Origin of the sequence: Enterococcus sp. AZ128, from assembly GCF_051714485.1 — a bacterium.
GTDB lineage: Bacteria > Bacillota > Bacilli > Lactobacillales > Enterococcaceae > Enterococcus_A.
The window spans coordinates 270,177-295,778 of record NZ_JBIORZ010000001.1 but is presented as its reverse complement, the minus strand read 5'-3'; the positions used below and the strand labels follow the sequence as shown (position 1 = coordinate 295,778).

The 25,602-nt window shown below is 38.8% G+C and carries 28 protein-coding genes; 10 read left to right on the top strand and 18 right to left on the bottom strand.

What is annotated here, in order from left to right; all coding sequences use genetic code 11:
* Positions 1-16 precede the first annotated feature (16 nt).
* Positions 17-553 carry an SHOCT domain-containing protein gene (locus IGI38_RS01320; protein ID WP_438725797.1) on the top strand — a complete coding sequence of 179 codons (537 nt, stop codon included), beginning with the start codon at positions 17-19 and terminating at the stop codon, positions 551-553.
* 36 nt (positions 554-589) lie between these two features.
* On the opposite strand, the gene IGI38_RS01315 is transcribed toward IGI38_RS01320, so the two are convergent.
* The 11 genes from IGI38_RS01315 to dnaX all read right to left on the bottom strand — a co-directional run bounded on the left by IGI38_RS01315 (position 590) and on the right by dnaX (position 9,339).
* Positions 590-934, bottom strand: coding sequence for a P-II family nitrogen regulator (locus IGI38_RS01315; protein ID WP_438725795.1), 345 nt, complete (start codon positions 932-934; stop codon positions 590-592).
* A gap of 22 nt (positions 935-956) precedes the next feature.
* Complete coding sequence (locus tag IGI38_RS01310) at positions 957-2,171, bottom strand: ammonium transporter (protein WP_438725793.1); 1,215 nt, start codon at positions 2,169-2,171, stop codon at positions 957-959.
* Between the two features lie 150 nt (positions 2,172-2,321).
* A complete protein-coding gene (gene rsmI / locus IGI38_RS01305; RefSeq protein ID WP_438725791.1) occupies positions 2,322-3,182 on the bottom strand; it encodes a 16S rRNA (cytidine(1402)-2'-O)-methyltransferase in 861 nt (286 codons plus the stop codon).
* Positions 3,183-3,368: 186 nt separating this feature from the next.
* Entirely contained in the window at positions 3,369-3,716 is a 348-nt protein-coding gene (locus IGI38_RS01300) for a DNA replication initiation control protein YabA (protein WP_207106930.1), read from the bottom strand.
* The gene (locus IGI38_RS01295) at positions 3,716-4,528 is read right to left on the bottom strand and encodes a PSP1 domain-containing protein (RefSeq protein WP_438725789.1); all 813 of its coding nucleotides are present in this window, start codon (positions 4,526-4,528) and stop codon (positions 3,716-3,718) included. Before IGI38_RS01295 ends, IGI38_RS01300 begins: the two co-directional genes overlap by 1 nt.
* 26 nt (positions 4,529-4,554) lie before the next feature.
* Entirely contained in the window at positions 4,555-5,493 is a 939-nt protein-coding gene (holB, locus tag IGI38_RS01290; protein WP_438725787.1) for a DNA polymerase III subunit delta', read from the bottom strand.
* A 1-nt stretch (position 5,494) separates the two neighbouring features.
* Positions 5,495-5,824 (bottom strand): cyclic-di-AMP receptor, encoded by a 330-nt coding sequence (locus tag IGI38_RS01285; protein ID WP_010740793.1) that lies wholly within the window; start codon positions 5,822-5,824, stop codon positions 5,495-5,497.
* A gap of 12 nt (positions 5,825-5,836) precedes the next feature.
* Positions 5,837-6,481 carry a dTMP kinase gene (gene tmk, locus IGI38_RS01280; RefSeq protein WP_438725785.1) on the bottom strand — a complete coding sequence of 215 codons (645 nt, stop codon included), beginning with the start codon at positions 6,479-6,481 and terminating at the stop codon, positions 5,837-5,839.
* Positions 6,482-6,543: 62 nt separating this feature from the next.
* Complete coding sequence (recR, locus tag IGI38_RS01275) at positions 6,544-7,140, bottom strand: recombination mediator RecR (protein ID WP_438725783.1); 597 nt, start codon at positions 7,138-7,140, stop codon at positions 6,544-6,546.
* Between the two features lie 28 nt (positions 7,141-7,168).
* Positions 7,169-7,483: a YbaB/EbfC family nucleoid-associated protein gene (locus tag IGI38_RS01270; protein WP_438725781.1), complete on the bottom strand. Its 315-nt coding sequence runs from the start codon at positions 7,481-7,483 to the stop codon at positions 7,169-7,171.
* A gap of 113 nt (positions 7,484-7,596) precedes the next feature.
* Positions 7,597-9,339, bottom strand: coding sequence for a DNA polymerase III subunit gamma/tau (gene dnaX / locus IGI38_RS01265; protein WP_438725779.1), 1,743 nt, complete (start codon positions 9,337-9,339; stop codon positions 7,597-7,599).
* Between the two features lie 182 nt (positions 9,340-9,521).
* On the opposite strand from dnaX, the gene IGI38_RS01260 reads away from it, so the two are divergent.
* The 4 genes from IGI38_RS01260 to IGI38_RS01245 all read left to right on the top strand — a co-directional run bounded on the left by IGI38_RS01260 (position 9,522) and on the right by IGI38_RS01245 (position 14,080).
* Entirely contained in the window at positions 9,522-10,757 is a 1,236-nt protein-coding gene (locus IGI38_RS01260; RefSeq protein WP_438725777.1) for an SPFH domain-containing protein, read from the top strand.
* A gap of 28 nt (positions 10,758-10,785) precedes the next feature.
* On the top strand, positions 10,786-11,856 hold the full coding sequence (locus IGI38_RS01255) for a TFIIB-type zinc ribbon-containing protein (protein WP_438725775.1): 1,071 nt from the start codon (positions 10,786-10,788) through the stop codon (positions 11,854-11,856).
* Positions 11,853-12,644 carry a TPM domain-containing protein gene (locus IGI38_RS01250; RefSeq protein WP_438725773.1) on the top strand — a complete coding sequence of 264 codons (792 nt, stop codon included), beginning with the start codon at positions 11,853-11,855 and terminating at the stop codon, positions 12,642-12,644. The genes IGI38_RS01255 and IGI38_RS01250 overlap by 4 nt, the downstream gene beginning before the upstream one ends.
* 143 nt (positions 12,645-12,787) lie before the next feature.
* Positions 12,788-14,080, top strand: a complete 1,293-nt coding sequence (locus IGI38_RS01245) for a serine hydrolase (protein WP_438725771.1) — start codon at positions 12,788-12,790, stop codon at positions 14,078-14,080.
* Between the two features lie 33 nt (positions 14,081-14,113).
* On the opposite strand, the gene IGI38_RS01240 is transcribed toward IGI38_RS01245, so the two are convergent.
* Positions 14,114-14,599, bottom strand: coding sequence for a GyrI-like domain-containing protein (locus IGI38_RS01240; protein WP_438725769.1), 486 nt, complete (start codon positions 14,597-14,599; stop codon positions 14,114-14,116).
* A gap of 215 nt (positions 14,600-14,814) precedes the next feature.
* Between IGI38_RS01240 and IGI38_RS01235 the strand changes: the two genes are divergently transcribed.
* Positions 14,815-16,008: a YdcF family protein gene (locus tag IGI38_RS01235; RefSeq protein ID WP_438725767.1), complete on the top strand. Its 1,194-nt coding sequence runs from the start codon at positions 14,815-14,817 to the stop codon at positions 16,006-16,008.
* Positions 16,009-16,051: 43 nt separating this feature from the next.
* Here the strand turns inward: IGI38_RS01235 and IGI38_RS01230 are convergent, their stop codons facing one another.
* On the bottom strand, positions 16,052-18,400 hold the full coding sequence (locus IGI38_RS01230) for an ABC transporter ATP-binding protein/permease (RefSeq protein ID WP_438725765.1): 2,349 nt from the start codon (positions 18,398-18,400) through the stop codon (positions 16,052-16,054).
* A gap of 260 nt (positions 18,401-18,660) precedes the next feature.
* On the opposite strand from IGI38_RS01230, the gene IGI38_RS01225 reads away from it, so the two are divergent.
* The 3 genes from IGI38_RS01225 (at position 18,661) to IGI38_RS01215 (ending at position 20,778) form a co-directional block, all read left to right on the top strand.
* Positions 18,661-19,335: a response regulator transcription factor gene (locus tag IGI38_RS01225; RefSeq protein WP_438725763.1), complete on the top strand. Its 675-nt coding sequence runs from the start codon at positions 18,661-18,663 to the stop codon at positions 19,333-19,335.
* Positions 19,332-20,402, top strand: a complete 1,071-nt coding sequence (locus IGI38_RS01220) for a sensor histidine kinase (RefSeq protein WP_438725761.1) — start codon at positions 19,332-19,334, stop codon at positions 20,400-20,402. Before IGI38_RS01225 ends, IGI38_RS01220 begins: the two co-directional genes overlap by 4 nt.
* Before the next feature lie 67 nt (positions 20,403-20,469).
* On the top strand, positions 20,470-20,778 hold the full coding sequence (locus IGI38_RS01215; protein WP_438725759.1) for a hypothetical protein: 309 nt from the start codon (positions 20,470-20,472) through the stop codon (positions 20,776-20,778).
* 35 nt (positions 20,779-20,813) lie between these two features.
* Here IGI38_RS01215 and IGI38_RS01210 read toward each other — a convergent pair whose 3' ends face one another.
* Both IGI38_RS01210 and IGI38_RS01205 read right to left on the bottom strand, forming a co-directional pair.
* Positions 20,814-21,131 (bottom strand): AzlD domain-containing protein, encoded by a 318-nt coding sequence (locus tag IGI38_RS01210; RefSeq protein ID WP_438725757.1) that lies wholly within the window; start codon positions 21,129-21,131, stop codon positions 20,814-20,816.
* Positions 21,124-21,879 carry an AzlC family ABC transporter permease gene (locus IGI38_RS01205; RefSeq protein ID WP_438725755.1) on the bottom strand — a complete coding sequence of 252 codons (756 nt, stop codon included), beginning with the start codon at positions 21,877-21,879 and terminating at the stop codon, positions 21,124-21,126. Before IGI38_RS01205 ends, IGI38_RS01210 begins: the two co-directional genes overlap by 8 nt.
* 472 nt (positions 21,880-22,351) lie before the next feature.
* Here IGI38_RS01205 and IGI38_RS01200 point away from each other — a divergent pair, with 472 nt between their 5' ends.
* Positions 22,352-23,041 carry a YoaK family protein gene (locus IGI38_RS01200; RefSeq protein WP_438725753.1) on the top strand — a complete coding sequence of 230 codons (690 nt, stop codon included), beginning with the start codon at positions 22,352-22,354 and terminating at the stop codon, positions 23,039-23,041.
* A gap of 38 nt (positions 23,042-23,079) precedes the next feature.
* On the opposite strand, the gene IGI38_RS01195 is transcribed toward IGI38_RS01200, so the two are convergent.
* From IGI38_RS01195 to IGI38_RS01185, 3 genes are all read right to left on the bottom strand, one after another.
* Positions 23,080-23,595, bottom strand: coding sequence for a VanZ family protein (locus IGI38_RS01195; protein ID WP_438725751.1), 516 nt, complete (start codon positions 23,593-23,595; stop codon positions 23,080-23,082).
* Positions 23,596-23,623: 28 nt separating this feature from the next.
* Positions 23,624-24,445 carry a DUF4097 family beta strand repeat-containing protein gene (locus IGI38_RS01190; protein WP_438725749.1) on the bottom strand — a complete coding sequence of 274 codons (822 nt, stop codon included), beginning with the start codon at positions 24,443-24,445 and terminating at the stop codon, positions 23,624-23,626.
* An 86-nt stretch (positions 24,446-24,531) separates the two neighbouring features.
* Positions 24,532-25,482 (bottom strand): aromatic acid exporter family protein, encoded by a 951-nt coding sequence (locus IGI38_RS01185; RefSeq protein WP_438725747.1) that lies wholly within the window; start codon positions 25,480-25,482, stop codon positions 24,532-24,534.
* Positions 25,483-25,602: the final 120 nt, after the last annotated feature.

Genomic DNA, 25,602 nt, shown 5'->3' with positions numbered 1-25,602 from the left:
GTCAAAGGAGCATATCATGAAGACTGCTGAAGAAATGTATCAATTTTGTAAAGACTCTGGACTGTTTTCGGGAGCCGATCCGCAATGGGGAATCAGACTTTTTTCCACCCTTGAGAAACATTTACGTCCTGAAGAAGAGGTTTTAGTTTGTTTTATTGGGGTTCACAATCGACGCTCCGCAACGAAAAATGATGGTTTTTTCGCCTATGCTCTGACCAATCACCGATTTATGCTCGGGCAGAAAAAAATGATCGGTGATACATTTAAAGTGATTCCCTTATCCAATCTTCAAGACCTGCAATTAACGAAAGAAAGTAGTTTAGATATCCTAGAGATTACTTCTCTAGAAGGGGTCACTAAAATCGTTTTGACCGAATCGGAGGCACCAATTGTTTTAGCAAAGTTGAAAGAAAATTTAACCCCTATTCCACAAAAGAGTCCGAATGAATCACTCAGTAAAGCAGAACAACTCTTAAAGATGAAAGATTTACTTGATCAAGGAATCTTGACAGAAGAGGAGTTTACTAAAATCAAGGAAGATATCCTTAAATAAAAAAACTGTCTAGGAAAAATCTCCTAGACAGTTCTTTTATTGGATCGCGGCCTTTCCAGTCTCACGTGTTCGAATACGAATCACTTCTTCAATCGGATAAACAAATATCTTTCCTGTTCCACATTCCTCCGATTGACAGGTTTCTAAAATTAGATCAATTACTCGTTCTACATCTTCATCCGCTAAAATAAAGCTCACTGAAACCTTTGGCAATAAGGTAGTGATAATTTCTTGTCCACGCACATACGTTTTCTGCCCTTTCTGCAATCCACAGCCGAGCACTTGGCTGACCGTCATACCATTTACCTCTATTTCCTGATCAATCACCGCTTTGATTGCTTCTAATTTTTCTTGTCTAATAATTGCTTCAACTTTTTTCATCGCGTTCTCCTTACTGTTGACTTTAAGAATCCATTCCCATAAATGTCGGATAAGCATTTTCATCATGCTCGATCTGATCTAATCCTAACGCCTCTTCCTGTTGTGATACCCGAATTGGCATGAAGACTCTAATCAACGAAATAATCAAATAGCTAGCTACCCCAGCAAAAACTAATGTAAAGAGTACACTTTCGATTTGCGCGATAAACAGATGCGTTTCACCGTAAATCAAACCTACTCTACCGCCAACTGAAGGATCTGCGAAAATTCCTGTTACGATTCCGCCAAAGATCCCACCGACACCATGGCAGCCAAATGCATCCAACGCATCATCAAATCCAAGTTTCTGTTTAATGACTGAAATAAAGAAATAGCAGAAAGGACTTACTAAAACACCTATTAACAAGCTCGACCAAATCGATACAAAACCGGCACCTGGTGTTATGGCTACCAACCCCACAACAGCGCCTGTACATGCACCAACAACAGTCGGTTTGCCATTTAGTACTTTTTCAATCAACATCCACGATAACATGGCACACGCTGCCGCTGTATTCGTAGTAATCATCGCGTGAATTGCCAATCCGTCAGCTGCTAAAGCTGACCCGCCATTAAAACCAAACCAGCCGAACCATAATAGCCCTGTTCCTAAAACAACAAAGGGAACATTGTGAGGCCTATAGTCACCGAGATGATATTCGCGTCGGCGGCCTAATACGATGGCCAACACCAAACCAGAGATTCCTGAACTGATATGAACAACATTTCCACCTGCAAAATCAATCGAACCGATCTTATCAAGGAAGCCGCCGCCCCAAACCATATGTGCCATAGGGAAATATACTACGACTAACCAAATGGCAATAAATAAGAAAATAGCGGAAAATCGCATCCGACCAGCAACTGATCCTGTTAAAATTGCTGTGGTTATAAGAGCGAACATCATTTGAAAGAAAGCAAACAGCCCTTCTGGAATCCCATCACCCTTCGTCATGGAAATTCCTTTGAAAAATACCTTATCTAAGTTACCAATAAAATCTCCGCCGCCGCTGAATGATAGAGAATAACCAAGGACCACCCAAATCAAGGAAGCCAATCCCATCGTACAGATTACCATCATCATCGTGTTCAGAATGTTTTTTCGTCGTTCCAATCCACCGTAGAAAAAAGCCAATGCGGGGGTCATAAGAAAAACTAATCCTGAACAAATCAAAATAAATGCAATATTTGCTGCCATCAAATCACTCCATTTCTTTCATGTTAATTATTCTAACATCAAATTCAAATAAAAAAAGCATTTCATCTCATTTTTTTCATTTAATTCTAATTTCATCACTTCCTGTGTTAGAAAACCTGACAAAAAAAGAGCAAGAAAGAATTCCTGCTCTTATAATTCATGATATTCTTTGTAAACATCTTGTTTTTTTAATCCATGCCGTTTTGCCACCATCTTGATAGCTTCCTTAGATACAGTACCTTCCGCAATCAACACTTCAACTTGTTCTTTTAGCGACCCCTCGAAAATCTCCTCTTCAACTATCTCTGTTGCTCCTGAAACTAGTAAACAGCATTCGCCTTTTAAAGAATGCTCTGACAAGTATTCAATTAACTCTTCTACTGTTCCTCGTAAATATTCCTCATAAAGCTTGGTTAATTCACGACAAATTACGACTTCACGATTTCCTAAAACCTCTGAGATATTTTTTAATGTCTCTTTAACACGATGCGGCGACTCGTAAAATATCAATGTTGCCATTTGATTCTTCAGGTCTTCCAATTCCTTTTTCTGAACACTTCTCTTCCGTTGCAAAAAACCATAGAAAAAGAAAGGTTGCGGCAATAATCCTGAAGCAATCAGCGCCGTCATTCCAGCAGTTGCTCCTGGTAAAGACACAACAGGGATATTTCTTTCAATACAAGCCACGACCAATTCGTGGCCAGGATCACTGATAGATGGCATGCCTGCATCGCTCACCTGAGCAATTGATTTCCCGCTTTCTAAAAAATCCAATAATTCTGGAATACGTTCATTAAAGTTATGTTCATGCAAACTTTTTTGAGGTACTTTTACTTCAAAATGGTTCAACAATTTTTGTGTATTCCTTGTATCTTCACTTGCAATCAAGTCAACTGTCTGCAATGTCTTAACTCCACGAAAAGTCATATCTTCCAGATTACCGATTGGCGTCGGTACTAGATACAATGTCCCGACTTGCTGTGCAAAACTTTTCTGAACCTTCACAGTCATTCTCCTAACTCCGTTTAAGGTAATTGCTTTTTACTGAAACATAATAATTTTAATCACTCTCTGTCAAACTCAATTTAGTATTTGAAGAAAGACTAATAAAAAAGCGAGTGCGACATAAGCAGCGTCACACCCACTATTACTGAATAAAGCGTCTCGGAAGCAGCTTCATCTGGAACACTTTTCAATTTACTTTTGTTTACTCTCACGATAAATCACATCTAAACAAAACGCACAGGGTTCATCCTGTTCGCGTCTCGATCCATATAGCAAATTACAAACATGAAAGCCATCTTCATAAATTTTTTCAAGATTCAAACGAGACTCCGATAATTCTTGCCGTTCATCTAAGACAGGGGATTTCTTTTCATCAATCTCACGAATCCGTTCCCGCAATCGTTCATTTTCCATCTCTAACGTAGCATTTTTCTCAACGAGTTCAAGTAACGTTTCTTTCATAGAGACTAAATCTTCGAGATTTTTATTCATGTCCTGCTCTAATTGATTCAAGCCATCATACAAGGAACGTCGATCCATCATGATAAATCACCTGCTTCAACGAGTTCTTGATAATCAAAATCCACCGTTGCATCACGACCGAACAATCGAACTTTCACTACTTTGCTTAGTAGATTTAAGCCAATTACCTTGCCGCGTCCTTCAGGTGTGTTAATTTCTTTGCCGTAATCAGGCATTTCTTTTTTCGCCGCCTCGTATTCACTGTTTTCATATTTCAAACAGCACATCAAACGACCGCAAAGCCCAGAAATTTTCGTTGGATTCAACGATAGTCCTTGATCTTTAGCCATTTTTATTGAAACAGGAATAAAATCGCCTAAAAAAGTTGAACAGCATAGAGGGCGACCGCAGGGGCCGATACCGCCTAAAATTTTCGCTTCATCGCGAACACCGATTTGCCGTAATTCGATCCGCGTGCGGAAAACACCGGCTAAATCTTTTACCAGCTCACGAAAATCAATCCGTCCGTCCGCGGTAAAATAAAAGATCATTTTACTGCGATCAAAGGTATATTCTACTTGGATCAGCTTCATCTCTAATTCATGAGAGCGTATTTTTTCTTTGGCGATCTTGAAAGCGGACGCTGCGTCTAATTCATTTTGCGTCACTTTTTTTAATTCCTTATCAGATGCTTTATGTAAAATCATTTTTAAATCATCTGATAAATCGTTTTTCGCTATTTCTATTTTTGGAATTGCCACTGTCGCAATCTGGTGCGCCTGCTGCGACTCGACCAAGACTTTATCATTATAAAAATATTCGCTTTTACCTGACGCATAATAATAAATATGCCCCGCATCACGAAAACGAACACCCACAACTTCAACCATGGTTCTCCCTACTCTCTTAAATAACGCTAAGCAAAAACAATGCGCAACGTTATTTGTTCTGCGATATTTTGAAATGATACGTTCGCTTCTAGTTTCTGACTGGCAGATAAAACTTCTTCCAATAGGTAATTGTACGCCTTTAGGTCTGTTTGGTTTTGTTTCATCACTTGATCACGTTTTTCTTTAACAAAATACGCTAACATTTCAAAGGCAAATTGCTGTTGCGTTTTGTCCTTAAATGTCTTTACCAATTTTTTTTGAACGTAGATAAAAGCTTGCGGATCATTTTTTCCGAGATAATTAAACCATTGAATAACAACATCTCTAGCTTCATTAAACCATTCATCTTTTGAGATTTCAACAGCTTTTCCATAACTATTTGTTAAATTTGCTAATAGTTTCGCGGTTTTTGCAGGGATTTGTTCCGATTCCAAACGAGATTGCAAGCGCGCTGTGGACAACGCTTGGAAATGAATGATCTGGCAACGAGAACGGATCGTAGGCAATATTTTACCTAAAGATTGGGTCTCTAAAATAATCATAAAGTTAGCTGGTGGTTCTTCTAAAAATTTCAATAAACTGTTAGCAGAATTTGAATTCATTTTCTCTGCTTGGTGAATGATCACAACTTTTTTCGCAGATTCAAAGCCGCTCTTAGCTAATTCGCTTTGCAGTGCACGAATTTGATCGACCTTGATTGATTGGCCGTCAGGTTCGATCTCCACTACATCGGGGTGATCTTTACTAGTTATTCGCAGACAATTATTGCATTTTTCGCAAGGCATTCCTTCTTGTAAATCTAAACAAAACAGATGCTTGACAAACCATAATGCCAATTCCGCTTTGCCGGTCCCTTGATCGCCTTCAAAAAGATAAGCATGGGCCAATCGCCCATGCTCAAAACTATTTTGCAGTTGACGAAAAACGATGGGTTGAATTGTCTGAAGTCTTTGTGCTTCTTCCATTCTAATATTGATGGAAGCCTTCGACTGGCAAGACAAATACTGTCGCACCGCCGACTTCAACTTCAACAGGATAAGGGACTTGTCCGTCTAATGAAATATCCAATGTTACTGGTGTAGTAACGTATTGTGTACGCGCCTGACACGTCTCTTTAATTAAGGCTAAAGCATCTTCTACTCGTTCATCTTCAATCCCGATGATGAACGTACTATTCCCGGCTTTCAAAAAGCCGCCGGTAGAAGAAAGTTTAGTTGCTCGAATATTGGCATCGATAAATTCATTGGCTAAGCGGTTAGAGTCTTTGTCTTGAACGATCGCTAAAATAAGTTTCATAGTTTACACCTCTCATGATTGAAAATAGTCTGGACAACGTGTCAACAATTCGTAAAAACAATCTCTCACGACTTCGTCTAAACGTTTCCGAGCATCGATTTTTATGATCCGATCTGGATTTGCCTCTGCTAATTTTAAATAAGCATGTCGGACCCTTTGATGAAATTGTAACCCTTCCGAGTCCAAACGGTCAATTTGATTGGTTCGGTTCTTCATGATTCGTTGTAATCCAGTATCTGAATCAACATCCAAATATAGTGTAACATCAGGAGTTGTGCCTTCAATCGCAAATTCATTGATCTTAGCTACCTCTTCCATGCCGATTCCTCTTCCTGCACCTTGATAGGCTAACGAGCTATCTACAAAGCGATCACATAAAACAATTTTATCTGCGTCTAGGGCAGGCCATACTTTTTCGATCAAATGCTGGCGACGCGCCGCTGCGTAAAGCAACGCCTCCGTTCGATCGTCCATTCGATCATTACTTGGGTCCAGGATCACGTGACGAATTTTTTCAGCAATCGGTATGCCTCCAGGTTCTCTTGTTTTGACGATTGATCGTTTCGCCGTTAATTGTAGTTTTGGATAAAGTTCATTCAGCACACTGGTTTTTCCCGCGCCGTCTGGTCCTTCTATCGTAATAAATAATCCGTTCACTTTTTTGTCCCCCAAATAAAATTGATCTTCTATCGCTCTTTCAAAAAAACACCGCGAAATCTTTATAATTCACGGCGTCCTTCCACTGCTTTTAACAAAGTGATCTCATCAGCATATTCAATATCGCTCCCTACTGACAATCCGTGAGCCAGTCGAGTAACTTTGATTCCTGCTGGTTTAATCAAACGAGATAAGTACATCGCGGTGGCTTCACCTTCAGTTGTAGCATTAGTCGCGATAATTACTTCCTTGATCTCATCATCGTGTAGACGTTTAATCAACGGCGCGATATTAATATCTTCTGGTCCAGTGCCTTCCATTGGCGACAACACACCATGAAGCACATGATATAGTCCGTGATATTCTCGCACTTTTTCCATTGACATCACATCTTTTGGTTCTTCGACAACTAAGATCGTACTTCGGTCTCTCGTCACGTCCGAACAAATCTCACACGGGTCCTCTTCCGTGATATTCCCGCAAACACTGCAAAAGCGCAGGTCACGTTTAACGCTGATCAATGAACGAGCAAATTCATTCACTGACTCATCTTTCATATCGATCGTGAAAAACGCCAGACGGGTTGCAGTTTTTTGACCGATCCCTGGCAGTTTCATATAACTCTCGATAAGCTTAGCAATTGGTTCTGGATATTGCATCTTGTTCTTCCTCCCAGACCAAAGTCACTTACATTCCAGAAAGTCCTTTTGTATACTTGCCCATTGTTTGATCGGTTTCTTTGGTAATTTTTGTTATTGCATCATTGACTGCTAATACAATCATATCTTGTAGCATTTCTGGATCTTCTGGATCAATCAACTCAGGATTAATCACCATCGTCTTCATGCTTTTATCTCCAGTGAATGTCACTGTAACTAAGTCGTTAGTTGAACTGCCAGTGAATTCTTTCGCATTCAACGCATCTTGTTCCTTCACCATTTCTTTTTGCATTTTTTGCATTTGCTTCATCATGCCTTGCATATTTCCCATTCCGCGCATCATCTTACGTATTCGCTCCTTCTCATATCAACAAACTATTTTTTAATTAGTTTGAATTTCAAATTGTATGCTATTTTTCTACTAACCGTTAAAACATAAAGACAAAACAACGTCCTTTAATCATCTTTTATTGTAACTAAATCACCAAACATACTTTTTGCTTGCTCAACGACTTCATTGGTTTCTTCCGGCGGCAACAGACTGAGTTCATCTTCCACGTCAGTTTCCTCTGTCTCCACAGGACGATCGTGGTGCTGACTGACAAAAGCTTGTCTCAAACGCGGCCAACTTTCACGAGTAATAAAGACAAACTCTGGTGTATAGTCTTTGATCATCATACTTAAACTATTCTGCATGTTCAAGCGCAACTCATCACTGCCATCCGCTCGTTGACAAACGATTTCGTAATCAAAAGCAAGCAGTATTGATCCCGGCCCAGCTGCCATTGGCTCACTGGCCTTTAGCATCGCTCGTTGTGTCACAGGCAAAGCCATCAATAAGTCTTCCCAAACATTCTTCACATTGCCTAAATGATCTTTAGTTGCTTCACTCAACACTTGATAGACCCGCTCAGTCGGAACGCGATAACTGCTGGCCGTTTTCTTCGGTACAGCTTTCGGCTCTTCTTTTTCCGTTGTTGGGTTGGTTTTTAAATGCTGTATTTCATTTTGTAATTGCTGCAACTGATTTTTTAGCGCTGTTAATTCTGACTGATCAGTCAGTTGTTCTTCACCTGACGAAGTTGAATTTATCGGCTGATCCACTGAAACAGCCTTGGTTTGCATGGTCGCTAACTTAACTGTGGCAACTTCTAGATAAACATTGGCATGATTCGTAAATCGAATCTCATTTTGCGTCTCGCTCAAAATCTTAATCATAATATACAATCGTTCTGAAGCAGTAGTTTCAGCCAACTGTTTAAAGGTCTCAGTCAAGTACGCCGAACGATTCTCTAAAAGCTTCGGTGCTTGCTGATACATCAGCAGATCCCGACAATACAATAGTAAATCTTCTGTCAATCGGCGAGCTTCTTTACCCTCAGCCAAAATATTCTCTAGAACTTCTAACGCACCACTAACATCCTGATGTAAACAAGCACCGATAAAACTATCCATCATTTCAGTAGTTAAGCTACCTGTCACGGCTAACGCATCTTCTAAAGTTATCGTTTCATTACTAAATGAAATTGCTTGGTCTAAAATGCTTAAAGCATCCCGCATCCCACCTTCAGCCGCTCGTGCGATTACTGATAAGGCTTGTTCTTCATAAGGTTGATTGCTCTGATCAAGAATATGCTTCATCCGTCCGATAATCGCTTGCACATCGATACGTTTAAAATCAAATCGTTGCGTTCTTGAGATAATCGTTGCAGGAATCTTGTGAGGTTCCGTAGTTGCTAAAACGAAAATCACATGTTCTTTCGGCTCTTCTAATGTTTTTAACAACGCATTGAAAGCCCCAGTCGAAAGCATATGGACTTCATCTATAATATATACTTTATATTTAGCTGTCGTTGGTGCGTAATTGGCACGATCACGGATAAAGCGAATCTCTTCCACACCATTATTACTTGCGGCATCGATCTCAATCACATCTTCTTGCCGCCCCTCGGTGATCGAACGACACATTTCGCATTCATTACATGGTTCCCCATCAACACTGTTAGGACAATTGATGGCTTTAGCAAAAATTTTAGCCGCACTGGTCTTCCCTGTTCCGCGGGGACCAGTAAATAGGTAGGCATGAGAAGTTTTCTGTTGTTGGATCGCATTTTTCAATGTCTTCGTAATCGCTTCTTGTCCAACCAAGTCATCAAAACGCTGCGACCGCCATACGCGGTAAAGTGCTTGATACGCCATAATTCTCCTCTTTTCTTTCAAAATCACTGCTTTTTATTATACGTGATTTCTCGCAAAAAAACTATAGAAACCGATTGCCGGACGCAATTGTTTAGTGTCTTTTAATTTGTCGGTCTATATCCTTTATTATAAGAAAAAGCCCTGTGGTATAATAGAAAAAACGTTTTTATGGAGGGATATTGATGGGACTATTTAAAGCAGCAACGAGCAGCATTGGCGGCGGTCTAGCCGATCAATGGCTAGAAATTATTGAACCAGCCAACATGGGACAGACTACAGTCATGACGAAAGGTATTGCCGTAAGAAAAGATGACAAACGCGGCAGCAATAAAAAAGGCACCAGCGATGTAATTACAGACGGTTCTGTCATTCATGTTTATCCAAATATGATGATGCTCTTAGTTGATGGCGGTAAAATCATTGACTACACTGCCGAAGAGGGCTATTACACAGTAGAAAACAATTCTGCTCCGTCAATGTTCAACGGATCATTGAAAGATGCAGTAGCTGAAACTTTCAGCCGTTTCAAATTTGGTGGTGTTACACCTCAAAAACAACAAGTATTTTATATCAATCTACAGGAAATTAAAGGCATCAAATTCGGTACTAGCACACCATTGAATTACTTTGATAATTTCTATAATGCAGAATTATTTTTACGAGCACATGGGACTTACTCCATCAAAGTTACGGATCCAATTTTATTTTTTGCTAATGCTATCCCGCGGAATATGGATCAAGTCGATATCAGCGATATCAATGAGCAATATTTACAAGAATTCTTGACTGGTTTACAAGCGTCGATCAATCAAATGTCTGCTGATGGACAACGCATCTCTTATGTACCGTCTAAAAGTTTAGAATTAAGTAAATACTTGTCAGATGCCCTAGATGATAGCTGGCGAGAACTACGTGGAATGGAAATCGTTTCTGTGGCCGTCGCTAGTATCTCATACACAGATGACTCTACAAAATTGATTAATATGCGCAATGAAGGTGCAATGCTAGGCGATCCAAATGTACGCGAAGGCTACGTACAGGGCTCAGTCGCTCGCGGAATGGAAGCTGCAGGCAAAAATGATGCGGGGGCCGCTACAGGTTTCTTCGGAATGGGCATGGGAATGAATGCCGGCGGAGATTACCTCAACCAAGCATCACAAAATAATAATCAACAAATGCAACAGAATCAACAGGCTCAACAAAAATCTACAGGTGATCAATGGACTTGCCCGAAATGCGGTGAAGAAAATTCTGGTAAATTCTGCAGCAACTGCGGTGAACCAAAACCCGCTCCAGCAGCGGCAGCAAAAATCCAAATGAAATGCAGCGAATGTGGAGAAATCGTCGACTTAAGTAACGGTGTCCCAAAATTCTGTCCACATTGCGGAAAACCCTTCAAAGCTGTTCCACTAGATTAAACTATTACTGACATAGGAGGACCTGCAAATGGCAGACGCATTAACACACCATTGTCCCAACTGTGGCGGTCCTTTGACTTTTAATCCAAGTGATCAGAAATTTCACTGTGACTATTGTCTAAGTATTTTTACTGTTGAAGACATCGAAAAATTTGAGGCCAAAAATTCTGAAACGCCTACAGAAACACGGTCAGAAACAACCGATTCTGCGGAAACGACCAGTGGGGACATTGATTTATTTCTCTGTCCCAGTTGCGGTGCTCAAATTGTCACTGATCACACTACCGCCGCAACTTATTGCTACTTCTGTCATAATCCCGTTGTATTGTCGGGGCGCTTGACTGGAGAGTTTTTACCAAGTAAAGTTTTACCGTTTAAAATTGATCGTCAAAAAGCTGTCTCCGACTTTTTGACCTGGACACAGAAGAAACGCTTCGTCCCGAAAGACTTTTTCAATGAACAACAGATCGAAAAGATGACTGGTGTCTATTTTCCCTATTGGATTGTTGATGCTGAAACATCTGGTAATTTGACAGGAAAAGGAACCTCACTGCGTGTTTGGATCGTCGGTGAAATCGAATATACAGAAACGAAAGTCTATCAAATCTTTCGTAAAGGCAAAGCCAAGATTAATCATTTGACTAAAAACGCCTTAAAGAAAAATCTTCAGCAGAAAATGGTTGAAGGCGTTCAGCCTTTTCCAATCGATCAAGCAGTGGATTTTCACACAGAGTATTTAGCCGGGTTCCAAGCGGAAAAACGCGATATCGAAATTAAGGATCTCGCAGAACAAATTGATCATGAATTGACTGAATACACAGAAGAGCTATTACGAGACACTGTTTCTGGCTATACGACATTCACACCAAGTAATCAGTCTGTTGATGTTGAAAAGCAAGACAACCATTATATGCTTCTGCCTGTTTGGCTGGTAACTTATCAAGATGCTTCGAACAAAACTTACTATTATGCTATGAATGGGCAAACAGGAAAAGTTAGCGGTATCTTGCCAATCAGCAACAAGCGATTAGGCTTATTCTCAGGAGGTATCTTCGCTGCAATTCTGGCGATTGCGATGATTGTGGGGTATTTCCTATGAAGAAATTTCTTTTATTTCTAGGCGTTCTTGCCTTGTTCACCCCATTGAAAGTTTTCGCAGCATCCGACACAGTGGACGATCAGGCAAATCTGCTTTCCCCAGAAGAACGTACTGAATTATCCAAACAAGCCGACGCAATCAATGAAGAAATCAAAGGGGAAGTATTTATCTTAACGACGAATACCAATACAGAAGAACCGCGAAAATTTGCAAATACACAATTAAAAGCCCGGATTGGTAAAGATAATAACGGCGCTCTGCTGTTACTAGATATGAATCAACGAGAGATTTATCTTTCAACTTCTGGTAATATGATCGATTATGTTACTGACAAACGAAGAGATAAACTTCTGGATGATGTTGAAGCAGCTATGCGGGACAGCAATTATTATCTGGCCAGCACCAACTATTTATCCAATACAAAAGAATTTGTTAATGACGGTATTCCTGGCGGTTCCTACCGAAAAGATGAAAAAACCGGTAAAATCACGTATTACAAATCTATCACCCCACTTGAATTCGCAATCGGCTTAATCGTCGCATTGGTAGCAGCAATTGGCTTCTTCATTTCAGTGCGATTACGTTATCAGTTAAAGACCGGAACCTATCGCTATCCTTATCGTCAAAATGCTCAGTTAGACTTGACCGAGCGACAAGATCAGCTAGTTAATTCATTTGTCACAACTCGCCGAATTCCTAAACCATCGAACCATAATGGTGGCGGCGGTGGCAGCACCACGAATTCTAGCGGCGGCGGAACATTTGGCGGTGGTGGTCGCAGTTTTTAATTAAATAAAATAAAAATTGTTATCATCATGCACCAGAGTCTTTCAAAACTAATGAAAAACTCTGGTGTTTTCATGTATTTTCTTGAATTCACCCTATGATTTTGCTAAACTTTTATGGTTAATAGAAATAAAGGAGCCCATCAATGAATAAAAAGAAAAGATTCCCCCTAGTTTTGGTTATTCTAGTACTTTTTTTCCAAAGCATCATAGGAATCACCGCTCAAGCAGCAGACGATTTTTCTGTCAACGCGAATGCGGGATACGCCATTGACGCTGACTCGGGAAAAGTTTTTTTTAACCAAGACGGCGACACCCCAAAAGGCATTGCTTCCATCACTAAAACGATCACGGCATACCTCGTTTTAGACGCAATCAAACAACAGAAAATTACTTGGGAGCAAGAAGTAACCATATCAGAGTACGCTGAAAAACTGAGCACCGTCCCCGATTTATCCAATGTTACGTTAGTTAGCGGACAAAAATACACGGTCAAGGATCTTTTCGAGGCCATGATTGTCCAATCGGCAAATGCTTGTGCAGTCGCTTTAGCTGAATTAATTGCTGGCAGTGAGCATACTTTTGTAAATCAAATGCGAGAACAGCTTACCAAATGGGATATTAAAGATGCGACCATCATCAATGCTTCTGGTTTAAGTAATGTTTACTTAGGTGACCATATGTATCCAGGCACACAAGAAAATGATGAGAATTTGATGTCTGCTCGTGATGTAGCGATTGTTGCTCAACACTTAATTAAAGATTTCCCTGAAGTTTTAGAAACGTCTAAAATAAAAGAGAAAACATTCGCCCCTAACACATCTCAACCAGACGAAATGAAAAATTGGAATGTCATGTTGTTTGAGGGACCAAATTACAAAGAAGGCGTCGATGGTCTGAAAACGGGTACTACTGATTTAGCAGGTGCTTGTTTTGTCGGAACAATTCAAAAAGATGGTCGACGTGTCATTACTGTGATTTTGAATGCTTTAGATCAATCGAACAACGAAAATGCGCGATTTACAGAAACGGGCAAATTGATGGATTACTGTTTGAATAATTGGAGTCAACAAGAAGTGACTTCGGCAGGTCAAACACCTACGGACAAAAAAGAATTGAAGGTTACAGATGGTAAAGAAAAAACGGTCTCTCTAGCTATGGAAAAACCTGTTAAACTTTGGGTACGAAACGACATGGATCCTAAAGATTTAACGATCAAGACAACTTTAGACCAGTCTTTACTAGATAGTAACGCGATCATTGCTCCTGTTCATAAAAATGAAAAAATCGGTACGGTCAGTGTTTCATTAACACAAGATACTTTGGGTTATGTACAGAAAAATGAAGGTGCCACTGCTGATCTTGTTACCAAAAATAATGTTGAAAAAGCCAGTACTTTTGAACTGATTTGGCGAAAGATTACTGGACTATTCGCTTAAAATAAAAAACTTTCGACGCAAGTCGAAAGTTTTTTATTTGGCCTTGAAAGGAAAATATAGCTCGACCTCTCCTTCTGCAAAATGCGGCAAATAATGTTCATGAGTCGCACCAGCCAGTTCCAGATTTTTTAAAGGAAAGATTTCTCCCAGCATCAGATTCGTCGCATCTTCAATCTTTTCAGCACTAGCCTTAACCGTCAGATAACTCATTGGCGGCAGTTCCCATCGCACCCATCCCTCGGGTGGTATAGCTGCTTCGGGTACTTGAACACCTGCCAGATAACGTCCTTCTTTTTGCCACGGGTCCAACCAATGTTCTCTGTCACTCATTAATCCCCATAAGTGCAGATCTTTCATTTCCTGACCTGCTAAAAGCTCAATTATTTCATCGAAATGACTGTTCATTTGATCCCAGAGCAGCGGTACCCACGAGGGTCCCTCCTCCGCTAAGCCGCTACCTTCTTTACCAATCACAAAAATTGTCGGCATATCTATACGATTGACTCCTTTGATCTCCATCAACATTCCTCCTCCCTATAATTTTACTAATCTTCTGAAATAAAACCAACCAATAGTTCTTAACTGCGTATATGACCTTATATTTGATATACTGACAAAGGGATATCAAATATTCAACTTCTATTTTCTGCTGATACCTTTCGCAGAATGATTGATAGCTTGAAAATCGGGATAATTTTTTAATTATTACTTCTATGTGGAAAAGATGTGATGGAATGGATATGCAACGAGATTTACTTGCCTTAGCACTTTATTTTATTGTTTTGATTAGTTTAATGATTCGCTTTAAGAAAATGAAATTCAGAAAATTCTCCCTATGGACAGGTATTTTTCTAGTTTTATATTTTTGCGCGATCGAAATTCAAAGAAAAACATTTTTTATTTTGATACCGCTCTTCTTCTTTTTATTATTTTGCTATTTTTATTTTAAGGAAAAATGTCGTTTAAGGAATGGGTGGCTACTGAATCTTTCGCTAATCAGTTTTATGGGGTATGTAGCACTTGTCACCGTAAACTCCAGTTCTTTGATTGGCTTAGGCATTCTTGGGATTTTGCTGGTATTATTTTTATTAACGATTCTATTTGGTTTGTATGCGGCAATTATTTTCTTGATTGGCAATAGTTTTATTGTTCTCCGTCATGAATCACGCAAGCTGCCAAATCTATTAACCTTGATTCTAGGTTTAGCAATCATTGCACTAGTCGCACTACAAGCATTAGGACCAAAAATTTTACCAAACTGGTCAGTGATTTTATTATCAATTCCAACAACGATCGCAATGTATTTTTTTGTCGTTTTTTGGAATTTCCTTTCAATCTCCGTACTCTATCAATTTAATCAGCCGAAATACAATCAGGACTATATCATTGTCTTAGGAGCTGGATTAATTGGCGGCGAAAAAGTCACCCCGCTATTAGCAAAACGAATTGATCGAGCGATTCAGTTTTACCATAAACAAAGTGAGGAAACTCTATCACCGCCTCAGCTTTTGATGTCTGGCGGGCAAGGACCAGATGAAAAAGTCTCTGAATCCCAGGCAATGAGAGAATACGCCTTGGAACAAGGCATCCCCTCAGAGGACATCCTCATGGAATCGCAATCAACAAATACGCTTGAAAATATGCGTTTCAGTAAAGAAATTATGGAGCGGGAAAGACCTTCAGGCTATCAGGCGATCTTTACTTCTAACAACTATCATATTTTCAGAGCCGGAATGTATGCTGAAGAAGTTGGTTTAAAAATTGACGGTATCGGCTCAAAAACCGCACGGTATTACTTGCCGAATGCTTTTCTAAGAGAGTTCATTGCAGTCGCCTTAATGAATAAACGTCTTCACCTTATCATTTGCGGACTAATCACGTTAGGGTTCGTTGCTCTCGCAATTCTTAATTATTTTTTTGTTGGTTAAAAGCAAAAGAAGGAATGCCGATAGTCATGGCATTCCTTCTTTATTATTCTGCTCGTAATGCGATTGCAGCATCTTTTTTCGCTGCCATTTTTGCTGGAATGTGTCCACCGATCATTGTTAATACTGTCGAAACAATAATCAAGATAACGCCATGAACAGGATTCAATTGTGCTACATTTTTTAATTCAGTCATATTATACAAAATCGCGTTGATTGGGAATGTTGCCAAATAGGCGATGACTACACCTAATGTTCCAGAAGCCACTCCTAAAATACACGTTTCTGCATCAAATACACGAGTGATATCTTTTTTCCGTGCTCCCAATGCTTTCAGAACACCGATTTCTTTGGTACGTTCAATTACTGATGTATAGGTGATGATACCAATCATAATCATGCTGGTCACTAATGAGATTCCGGCAAAGGCCACCAATACATAAGTGATAGCATCCATTAAGCCGCCCGTCAATTCAGTCATTGTGCCGGCTAAATCTGTGTAGATGATTTTATCTTCTTTTTTCTTACCTTTATTGTAATCATCCAAGTAACTCAAAATTTGTTCTTTGTCTTTGTAATTGTTTGGATAGATCATGATACTACTTGGAATACTGTCCCCGCCTAAGTAAGCCAAGGTACTTTCTTTAGTCGCATCATCCAATTTTTCGTTCGTCATGACGTTTGTATCTGTATCTTTTTGCGCTGTAACGATTTCCGAATTTTCATTGTCTTTCACGATTTTAGAAGTTAGTTCATTACTGTAAGCAATCCCTGGTGCTAAAAGATTCATCGTTGACGATTGTTTTACTCGCAAGATACCTGAAATTTTCAATGTATCGTTGTTGGCATTCTCGTACATCGCTTGGTAGTCATTATTCGGAATGAAATTCCCAGTTGGAATTTTTGTATAGTATTCATTATTGTTGATTAGTTTAAATTCCGTTCCAACAATTTTATCGAAATCGATTTTCTCCCCATCTTTCACGTCAAATCCTAGGTTTTTCAATGAATTGATATTCGTACTGTTATTCGCATCAACGATCAATACAACATCCGTATCGGCTTTAGGATACGCCCCGGCTAATAATTTATAATTATCCTCTAAGAAATTGCCAGAATTTTTGTCCAACTGAGTTGGAAAAGAAGAGACACCCATTCCTGTCATACTAGACATTGCACTCATCATGGATGGACCACTGTCTGGAGCCTCATTGGATAATTTAACAGGCTTCACATCTCCGTCAACATCACGTAGAAGGTTCATTCCAACCACACGAGTAAAACCGATATTATTACTTAATTTTGGATCAATTTTGTTGATGTAATCGACATAATCCTGATCAATCTTATTCTTGTGCTGCGCTTTGTCTTCATCACTGATTTTAGCAACTATATTGTTTTTATTCTCTTTACTTGATTCACTTGCTTTATCTGATCCCAACGCCTGATTTCTATTAGCCGTTTGATCTGTCGTTGTTTTTGAAATTGTGATCGGATACTTCGCCATTGTTTCAGCCTGTGTGCTGTCAATTTGCTTTTGGAAACCACTTGATAAAGAAAGTACGATCCCAATACTGATGATTCCGATACTGGAAGCAAAAGCTGTTAAGAAAGTTCGGCCCTTTTTCGTTCGTAAATTATTGAAGGAAAGCTTTAGGGCAGTCATGAATTTCATTTTTGTTCGTTTTAATTGAAATTGTTCCCCCTTCTCGCCTTCAATATGAGGATGGGAATCATTTATAATCCGACCATCTGAAAATTGAATGATCCGATCAGCATACTTATTCGCCAATTCCGGGTTATGAGTAACCATGATAACTAATTTTTCTTTAGATAATTCTTGGATCAAGTTCATGATTTGAACACTGGTTTCCGTATCCAAAGCTCCAGTAGGTTCATCACAAAGCAATATATCGGGATCATTCGCCAATGCTCGAGCAATCGCGACACGCTGCATCTGTCCGCCAGAAAGCTGGTTCGGCTTCTTATGCATATGTTCTGCCAACCCGACACGTATCAATGCATCCTCAGCACGTTGTTGCTTTTCTTCTTTCGAAACACCGCTCAACGTCATCCCAAGTTCTACATTGTCAATAATCCCTAAATGACTGATCAAATTGTAGCTTTGAAAGACAAAGCCAATCGAATTATTTCGATAAGCATCCCAATCAGCATCTTTAAAAGTTTTCGTAGATTTTCCGTCGATTACCATGTCTCCAGAGTCATAATTATCGAGGCCTCCGATTACATTCAACATCGTCGTTTTACCAGAACCACTGGCTCCTAGGATCGCGACAAACTCTTGTCGACGAAATGCAACTGATACGCCATCTAAAGCTTTTGTCGTCGTATCACCCACATGATAATATTTTTTTATATCTTTTAATTCTAACATTGCGTCACCCTTTTTCTCTTAGTTTACTTTGCCAAGATAACATGGCATTATTAACTCAAAATGAACAAAAATTCATATTAGGTTCACAGTGATTTGCTATTATTATCGAGCAAAAAGGATGCTAGTTCAACTTTTTTGCAGTTTATCTGTTCTGGCATTCACTTTAGCAGTTTAGGTAAATATTATTTGGGAAAACCTTAGTTGAATTGTACACGGCATGAAAATTGAGCATCTTAGAATGAATAAGGAGGGCAACTCAAATGAATCGAATACTTATTGTAGAAGATGATGAAAACTTATCATTACTTTATCAATCAGCTTTGAGAAACGAACGATTCGAAGTATTTCGTGCAATGAACGGCATAGAAGCCTTAGATCTTTTAGATAAACAATTCATTGATCTAATCATTAGCGATATCATGATGCCGGATATGGATGGCTATGAACTAGCAGAAAGTTTGCGCGAGGCAGAATATGATCTTCCGATTCTCTTTATCACTGCCAAGGATTCTTTCGAAGATAAGAAACGCGGATTTACAATTGGCGTTGATGATTATATGGTGAAACCAATCGATGTGAACGAAATGATTTTACGTGTAGATGCTTTATTACGACGTGCTCAGATTGTCCATACAAAAGAATTGATCATCGGTGATACTCGGCTTGACCAAGAAACTTATCAAATCAAGTCACCAGCTCTAATCGATACATTGCCGCAAAAAGAATTTTTACTTCTATATAAATTACTCGCCTATCCAAACAAAATTTTCACCCGACAACAATTGATGGATGAAATTTGGGGACTGGATTCTGATACCGACGAACGGACGATTGATGTACATGTCAAACGGCTGCGCACTCGACTAGAAAAAATTCCTGATTTTTCTATCGAGACGATTCGAGGATTAGGATACAAGGCGGTCATTCACAAATGAGAAAAAAACTATTCTCCCAATTATGGGTATATTTTGCTGCAATTACTTTTCTAATGATGGTGATCGTATTATCTGTCTTCGTCTGTCTGCTTTTTATGATCAATCATTATCAGTTATTATCGCCTGAACGGGAAGGACACCTTTTCCCCTTCTATTTCATCATCTTTTTGAGTCTGATGATCGGTGCAGCACTTTCATTCTTTGTCGGGAAACGTATTTTGCAGCCAATCGGTGATCTGAGACAGGCCATGAGCAAAGTAGCGAAAGGTGACTTCACAGTTCAATTAAACGGACAGCAGCAAATGCAGGATGTTGAAGAGCTTTATCATGACTTCAACGTCATGGTAAAAGAACTTAGCAGCATTGAAACATTACGAAATGACTTTGTTTCTACTGTTTCTCATGAATTTAAAACCCCCATTGCCACGATTAAAGGGTACGTTCAGTTACTACAAAACGAAACATTGTCAAAAGAAGAAAGAAAAAAATATTTGGAACGTATGTTAGATGGCACTCAACAACTCACTCATCTTACTGATAACATTTTGAAATTAAGCAAACTGGAAAATCAAGGAATCGGGTTAGATTTCCAAGGTTTTCGTTTGGATGAACAGATTCGTGAAGTAATTCTATTTTTACAGCCGAAATGGGAACAATTAAATTTGACGCTTGATTTAGATTTGCCACGTACTCAATACTTGGGAAATGAAGAATTTCTTTATCAAGTTTGGCTAAATCTGATGGATAATGCCATCAAATATAGTCAAAAAGATAGTAGTATCCATGTCTGTTTATATAGCGATGAAACTGGTCAAGTTATCACCATCAGAGACGAAGGAATCGGTATGTCTAACGAAGTTGCAAACCGGATTTTTGATAAATTCTACCAAAGCGACACCAGTCGTAAAACGAAAGGGAATGGATTAGGTCTAGCCTTAGCGAAACAAATCGTTGAGTTACATCATGGCACGATTAAAGTCAACAGTTCTCTAAACAAAGGGAGCAACTTTAAAATATTTTTGCCAAACAACTTAAAAACTTCACAATTAAATGGCGCAAAAGGCTAATTAATTCATCAATAGTTAATATTTCTTTTGTAAGCTATGAGTAGCTAATAAAAGAAAGGGTGACCATATGATGGAGGAACAAAAAGTTACCAGGTCCGTTTACTTTGTAGAAGAGACACAAAATATTGAGGGCGCATACGTTGAAGTTAATACACTTTTTGTCGCTGATAATCAAGAGCAAGCAACCGAGGTCTACGAAAAACTACTTAAAGAGCAGCCAAAAAAATCTTTTGGTCTTTTACTAAACGAATATATCATCAATGCCGAAGGAGGCTTTTTCCATAATCTATTGCAATCTTGGAAAAACCTTCCTGCTGAATTTTATCGTAAAATGCAGGTCTTAACCTATCGGCCAATCGCTGAATATCAAAACTAACAAAAGAGAGACATCCACTAGGAATGTCTCTCTTTTTATATCATTGATAATAAAAATACAGCAGCTAATCCAGTAATCACTGAGATAGCCATCGAACGAGTTTTATACGCGACACCAGCAACTAAAAACATCGCGATAATCCGGACATTACCGATTAAATCAAAATGGTTCTCGCTAATAAATACGTCCTTGAATACCAAGGCTGCAAATAACGAGATTGGTACGTATTTCATCCAATCACTAAACCATTGGGGAACTTGTCGCTGCGAAAAATACAGCATCGGAAAAAGCCGCGGCAAGTACGACGCGCCAAAAAGGCAAAAAATCAGCAGCAGCAAAGAAGTATCACTCATGATGAACCTCCCCGCCAGTCAAATCATAATGATCTGGACCATCATCTTTTGTATTGGCAGTTTTTCGAATCCGCTCAATTAAATAACCAGTAAAAGAAGCCAATAGTGTCGCTAAGATTAATCCAAAGGTATTTTTGAAGACCAGCATGAAAATAACTGCCAATCCGCCAGATAATAAACCTGTAGCTAATAAAAGACCATTGCTCAGTTGCATCATGAACATAAAGATGAACATCGCCGTTAGAGCGAAATGAACCAATTCAGTATCAACATGGATTACAGATCCAAAAATCGTGCCCAAAACCGTGCTTCCTGTCCAAGAGGCCATTGAAAACCAATTGACATACAACGCCTTTTTGCGATCCCATTCGGGATCAGTAGAATATTTTAAATAATTGACTGCATAATTTTCATCATTCATCGACTGGGAAAACAAGGCGATAAATGAACGTTTTTCTTTTTTGAAAAATTGTGACAAACTGGAACCTAATAATGCATAACGCAGCTCCAAGAAAAAAACCATTAAGATTGTGGACACAAATGATGCATGAACACTTATCATCGAGACGACTAAAAATTGTGCGCCCCCAGAGAAGACAAGCATCGAAAGCAAGGCAGTCAATAAAATGTTAAATCCCGCTTTTTGCAATAGCATACCGCATGCCAAACCAACCGGAATGTAACTCAAACAAAGCGGCAATGCCGCGTATAAAGCCTCTAACCATGGTGTCCTTTTTTTTACAGGCATGGTAAGTTCTCAATTCCCTTCACGTTCACAGGATAAAAAGCATTTTCATTCTAACACATTCTTTAGAAAAAGGTAGCACTCTGAGGACATCTTATTTCTTCAGTCATTTTTCCTTAATTATTCGTAAAATGGGCTATTTATTTATGTTATACCTTACACAGAAGACCTCTCTCGAGAATAATACGAATTATAAATCAAAAGACTAACTAATCATTTGTTTTCCTTAAATAAAAAGAGGAAAGTTTTAAATTTTTCTTATGAAAACTTCATGTACGTTTTCACTCTTTTCTGCTTTTGGCACTTGTCTCATCAAACAAATCCCCCACATATATCAATGATTAAAAAAACGGAAATCTCCGCTTGCTTAGCTCCTGATAATAAACTCATTGCTGTATAAAGAAAAATCATTCAGCTGATTATCGATTTTTTAAAAAAAGTGGTAAGATAGTCAGCGAAAAGAGTTGAGTTACTAATGGGAAATAGTTTTCATGAGAATCGTTCGGTAGGCTTATTGCTGACTTTTATCGGCGGGATGATCGATAGCTATACGTATATTCGGTACGAAGCCTTCGCATCCGCTCAAACTGGAAATTTGATTTTGGCAATCATTCAAGCTTACGAACATCAATGGAACATGGTCGGAAAAAAATTACTTTCTACCCTATTCTTCTTTATCGGCATTCTCTTAGCAAAGTTTCTAATCGATTACTTTAAAAAGAGAGAAATGCATTTTTGGCGCCTGTTCCTTCTTTATTTTGAAGCGTTTGTGTTTTTCATCATCAGCCTGCGCTTCTTACAGCCGCACCCTGCCATTATTACAATTATGATTGCTTTTACCGCTGCAATCCAATGGGTGTCTTTTGATAAAATCAACGGACTCACTTACACGAATCTATTTACAACCGGTAATCTAAAAGGTATGGCAACAAACCTTTATGATTATTTGAGTACAAGAGATTCAGGGGCTAAAACGCGCTTCATTCATTTTCTTTTAGTTGTATTAGCCTTCATCGCTGGAGCAATCGTATCCGTTTTTTCTTATCGTACATTTGGAAGCAACGCCGTTTTGATTATCGCTGGACTATTCTTATATCTAGCACTTTCCGAAACATACTTAGTTTGGCGTTTCCGACGAAATACAACTATCTTACAAAAAAAATAACTCTTCAGCATTTGCTGAAGAGTCTTTTATAGTTGTTTTTAGCGATTTACAAAAAGTAAAAACAAAACCATTACTAAACATAAAACGCCCATAACCGTTCCGATTATAACGAGTCGCTTATCTAATTTTGCTTCTGGAGTAACCAGTGCCAATCCCTTATAACTAACAATCCCTATGAATCCGCCAATAAAATTCATGAAGATATCTGTCACATCTGTCGCTCCAATTCCAAAAATGAACTGCATAACTTCAATAAAAAGTGAGAACAAAAAGACAAAGACTAGCTTCTTAATGAATGACAAATTCTTTGCTGAAATTCCTAAAAGAACACCTAATGGGATAAAAATGATTGCATTCAAAATAATCTCATCCAGTGCAATCTTGCCATTTACAATCATAGAACCCTGAAATGGGCTCAAATTGATAGATCTCATTGGTTGGTCTAAACTTGCGGCTATATCAGAGAAGGACAGTGAAAATTTAAACAGTAAGATCCAAATCAACAGTAATAAATAAATGACAAGCAACACTTTACTTAGCTTCTTACTGATCATTATATTTCCTCCTCTAAGGAAAATTTAGTTACCGAACAAATGCAATCTCAATATCTCCATTACTCGTTTTTACTTCTAATTTTTTTGACCCGCTTTTCTGATTTCCTAAATTATTTGAAGCATTGCTTGTTTTAGAAACGATCGAAAAATCATCCTTATTCCCAACGATCGTCCCGTTTACTTTAGAGTTACTCGTTTTAAGCGAAATGGAATCGGATGACTTCACATTCATTAGATCAATCTTGCCATTGGAAGTATGGAATTCTCCTGATTTAAACTCTAAGTCCTTCAACGCCATTTTACTGTTGCTTGATTCAAAGGAACCTTCGTCAAATGTCATTTGCGATAATTCTACTTTGCCATTGCTTGTTTCTGCATCTACAGTTCGTGCATCCACATCATTAATGATCATCTTGCTGTTGGTAGTTTCCAAGTCTAGATTATTCAACGCCAGATTCTCCGTTGATATCTTCCCATTAGATGTTTCAACCTGCAAGTTTTTCAATTTGTCTTTTGGAATCTCGATAGTAACTCTTGGACTGCTGTTACCGAAATTGAAAAAGTCAAAGCTGAAGTTGAAGCCCATGATTTTTTTACGCTCTATACTTAAATGATCACTGGTTTGCTTAATTCTATATTTTATATCTCTGCTCTTCTTGTAACTAATACGTGTTTTATTGCCAGACACTCCCACAACATCAATCGGCATATTGCGATCGTCAACGCTCAATTTCTTAACCGTTTTCGATGTAGTGAATGTCTCATCACTCATGCGGTTATGGAAAAACATACTACTGATACTAACCAGTGCCGCCCCAACTAAAACTAACCCAATAATAATTTTTTTCATTTTTATACCCCTCACCTGTTTTTCTTACTTTTATCATAAAGAATTTTTCAACCGTTTACATGGGACAAAAGACTGATTCTTTCTCATTACTTGTTCCGATAGAATCCCGCCTTGATCTCGATAAAATCTTGGAATAGTTGGAACAATTGAAAAAGCATGGCCCGTTCTTCAAACGCTTGACGACTTTCCGGTAATTGTTTTTGCTGATACCGTTGATCCGTCTCCATAATTTTGTTTACTATCTCTGCACCATCATTATCTTCAGCTAACGTCTGAGCAGTGAATTCAAACAACTCTCGTAGTTCCTTAACATCATCTGGTTCCGCATCTAGACGATTCAATATCTGCAGCATGTCAGATAGAACTTTCAATTGCAAACGGCGCATGGCAAAATATTCAAAGTAATAGCTGTTTCCTGAAAAGAAACGATTCTCTTCAAACTCCTGCGCGCGAACTTGAGCCTCCCGAACAAACTCCCGCAACGATAAGCACTCTTGACGTAATTGTTCTTCTTTGGCGGGCTGATTCAGATAGTTGGACATTTGTCCCAACATCTTTTTCATGGAAACTTCGACGACAGCTTGATCCTCTTGAATTTTTTTTTCAGTATTCGGCATGTAGAGATTGGCTACTAAAGCACACCCAACACCAATAATCATTAGTAAATATTCATTGATGATCAGATTTAACGGCATCTCACTTGCTACTAAATAATGAGTAATCAAAACCGAACTGACTGCGATCCCTTCCGCCAAGTCGAAATGAATCGATAATGGGATAAATACTAATAAATATAAACCAAAAACTAACGGATGGAACCCAAAAAGCAAAAAACAAATCGCTGCAATCATTGTTGCCAGCGTCAAAGAAAAAAGCCGATTCAAAGCAGTTTTTGCAGTTGAACGTTTGGTATTGGTTACAGTCAATATCGTTATAATAGCCGCCGATGCAGCTGACTCCAGATTCAATCCATTGGCTAAAAGCAACGCAATGGGGGCTGCTGCCGCAGTCTTTATTGTACGTAATCCTATCTTCATTTGTTTTCTCCTCCATTTAAAAGCTTACACTAAAGTCACTCAGGAAAAAAGTCGCAACTTAGCAAATTATCTTGTATAGTAAATACGATATGAATTTCTAGTAAAAAAAACAGAGTAATA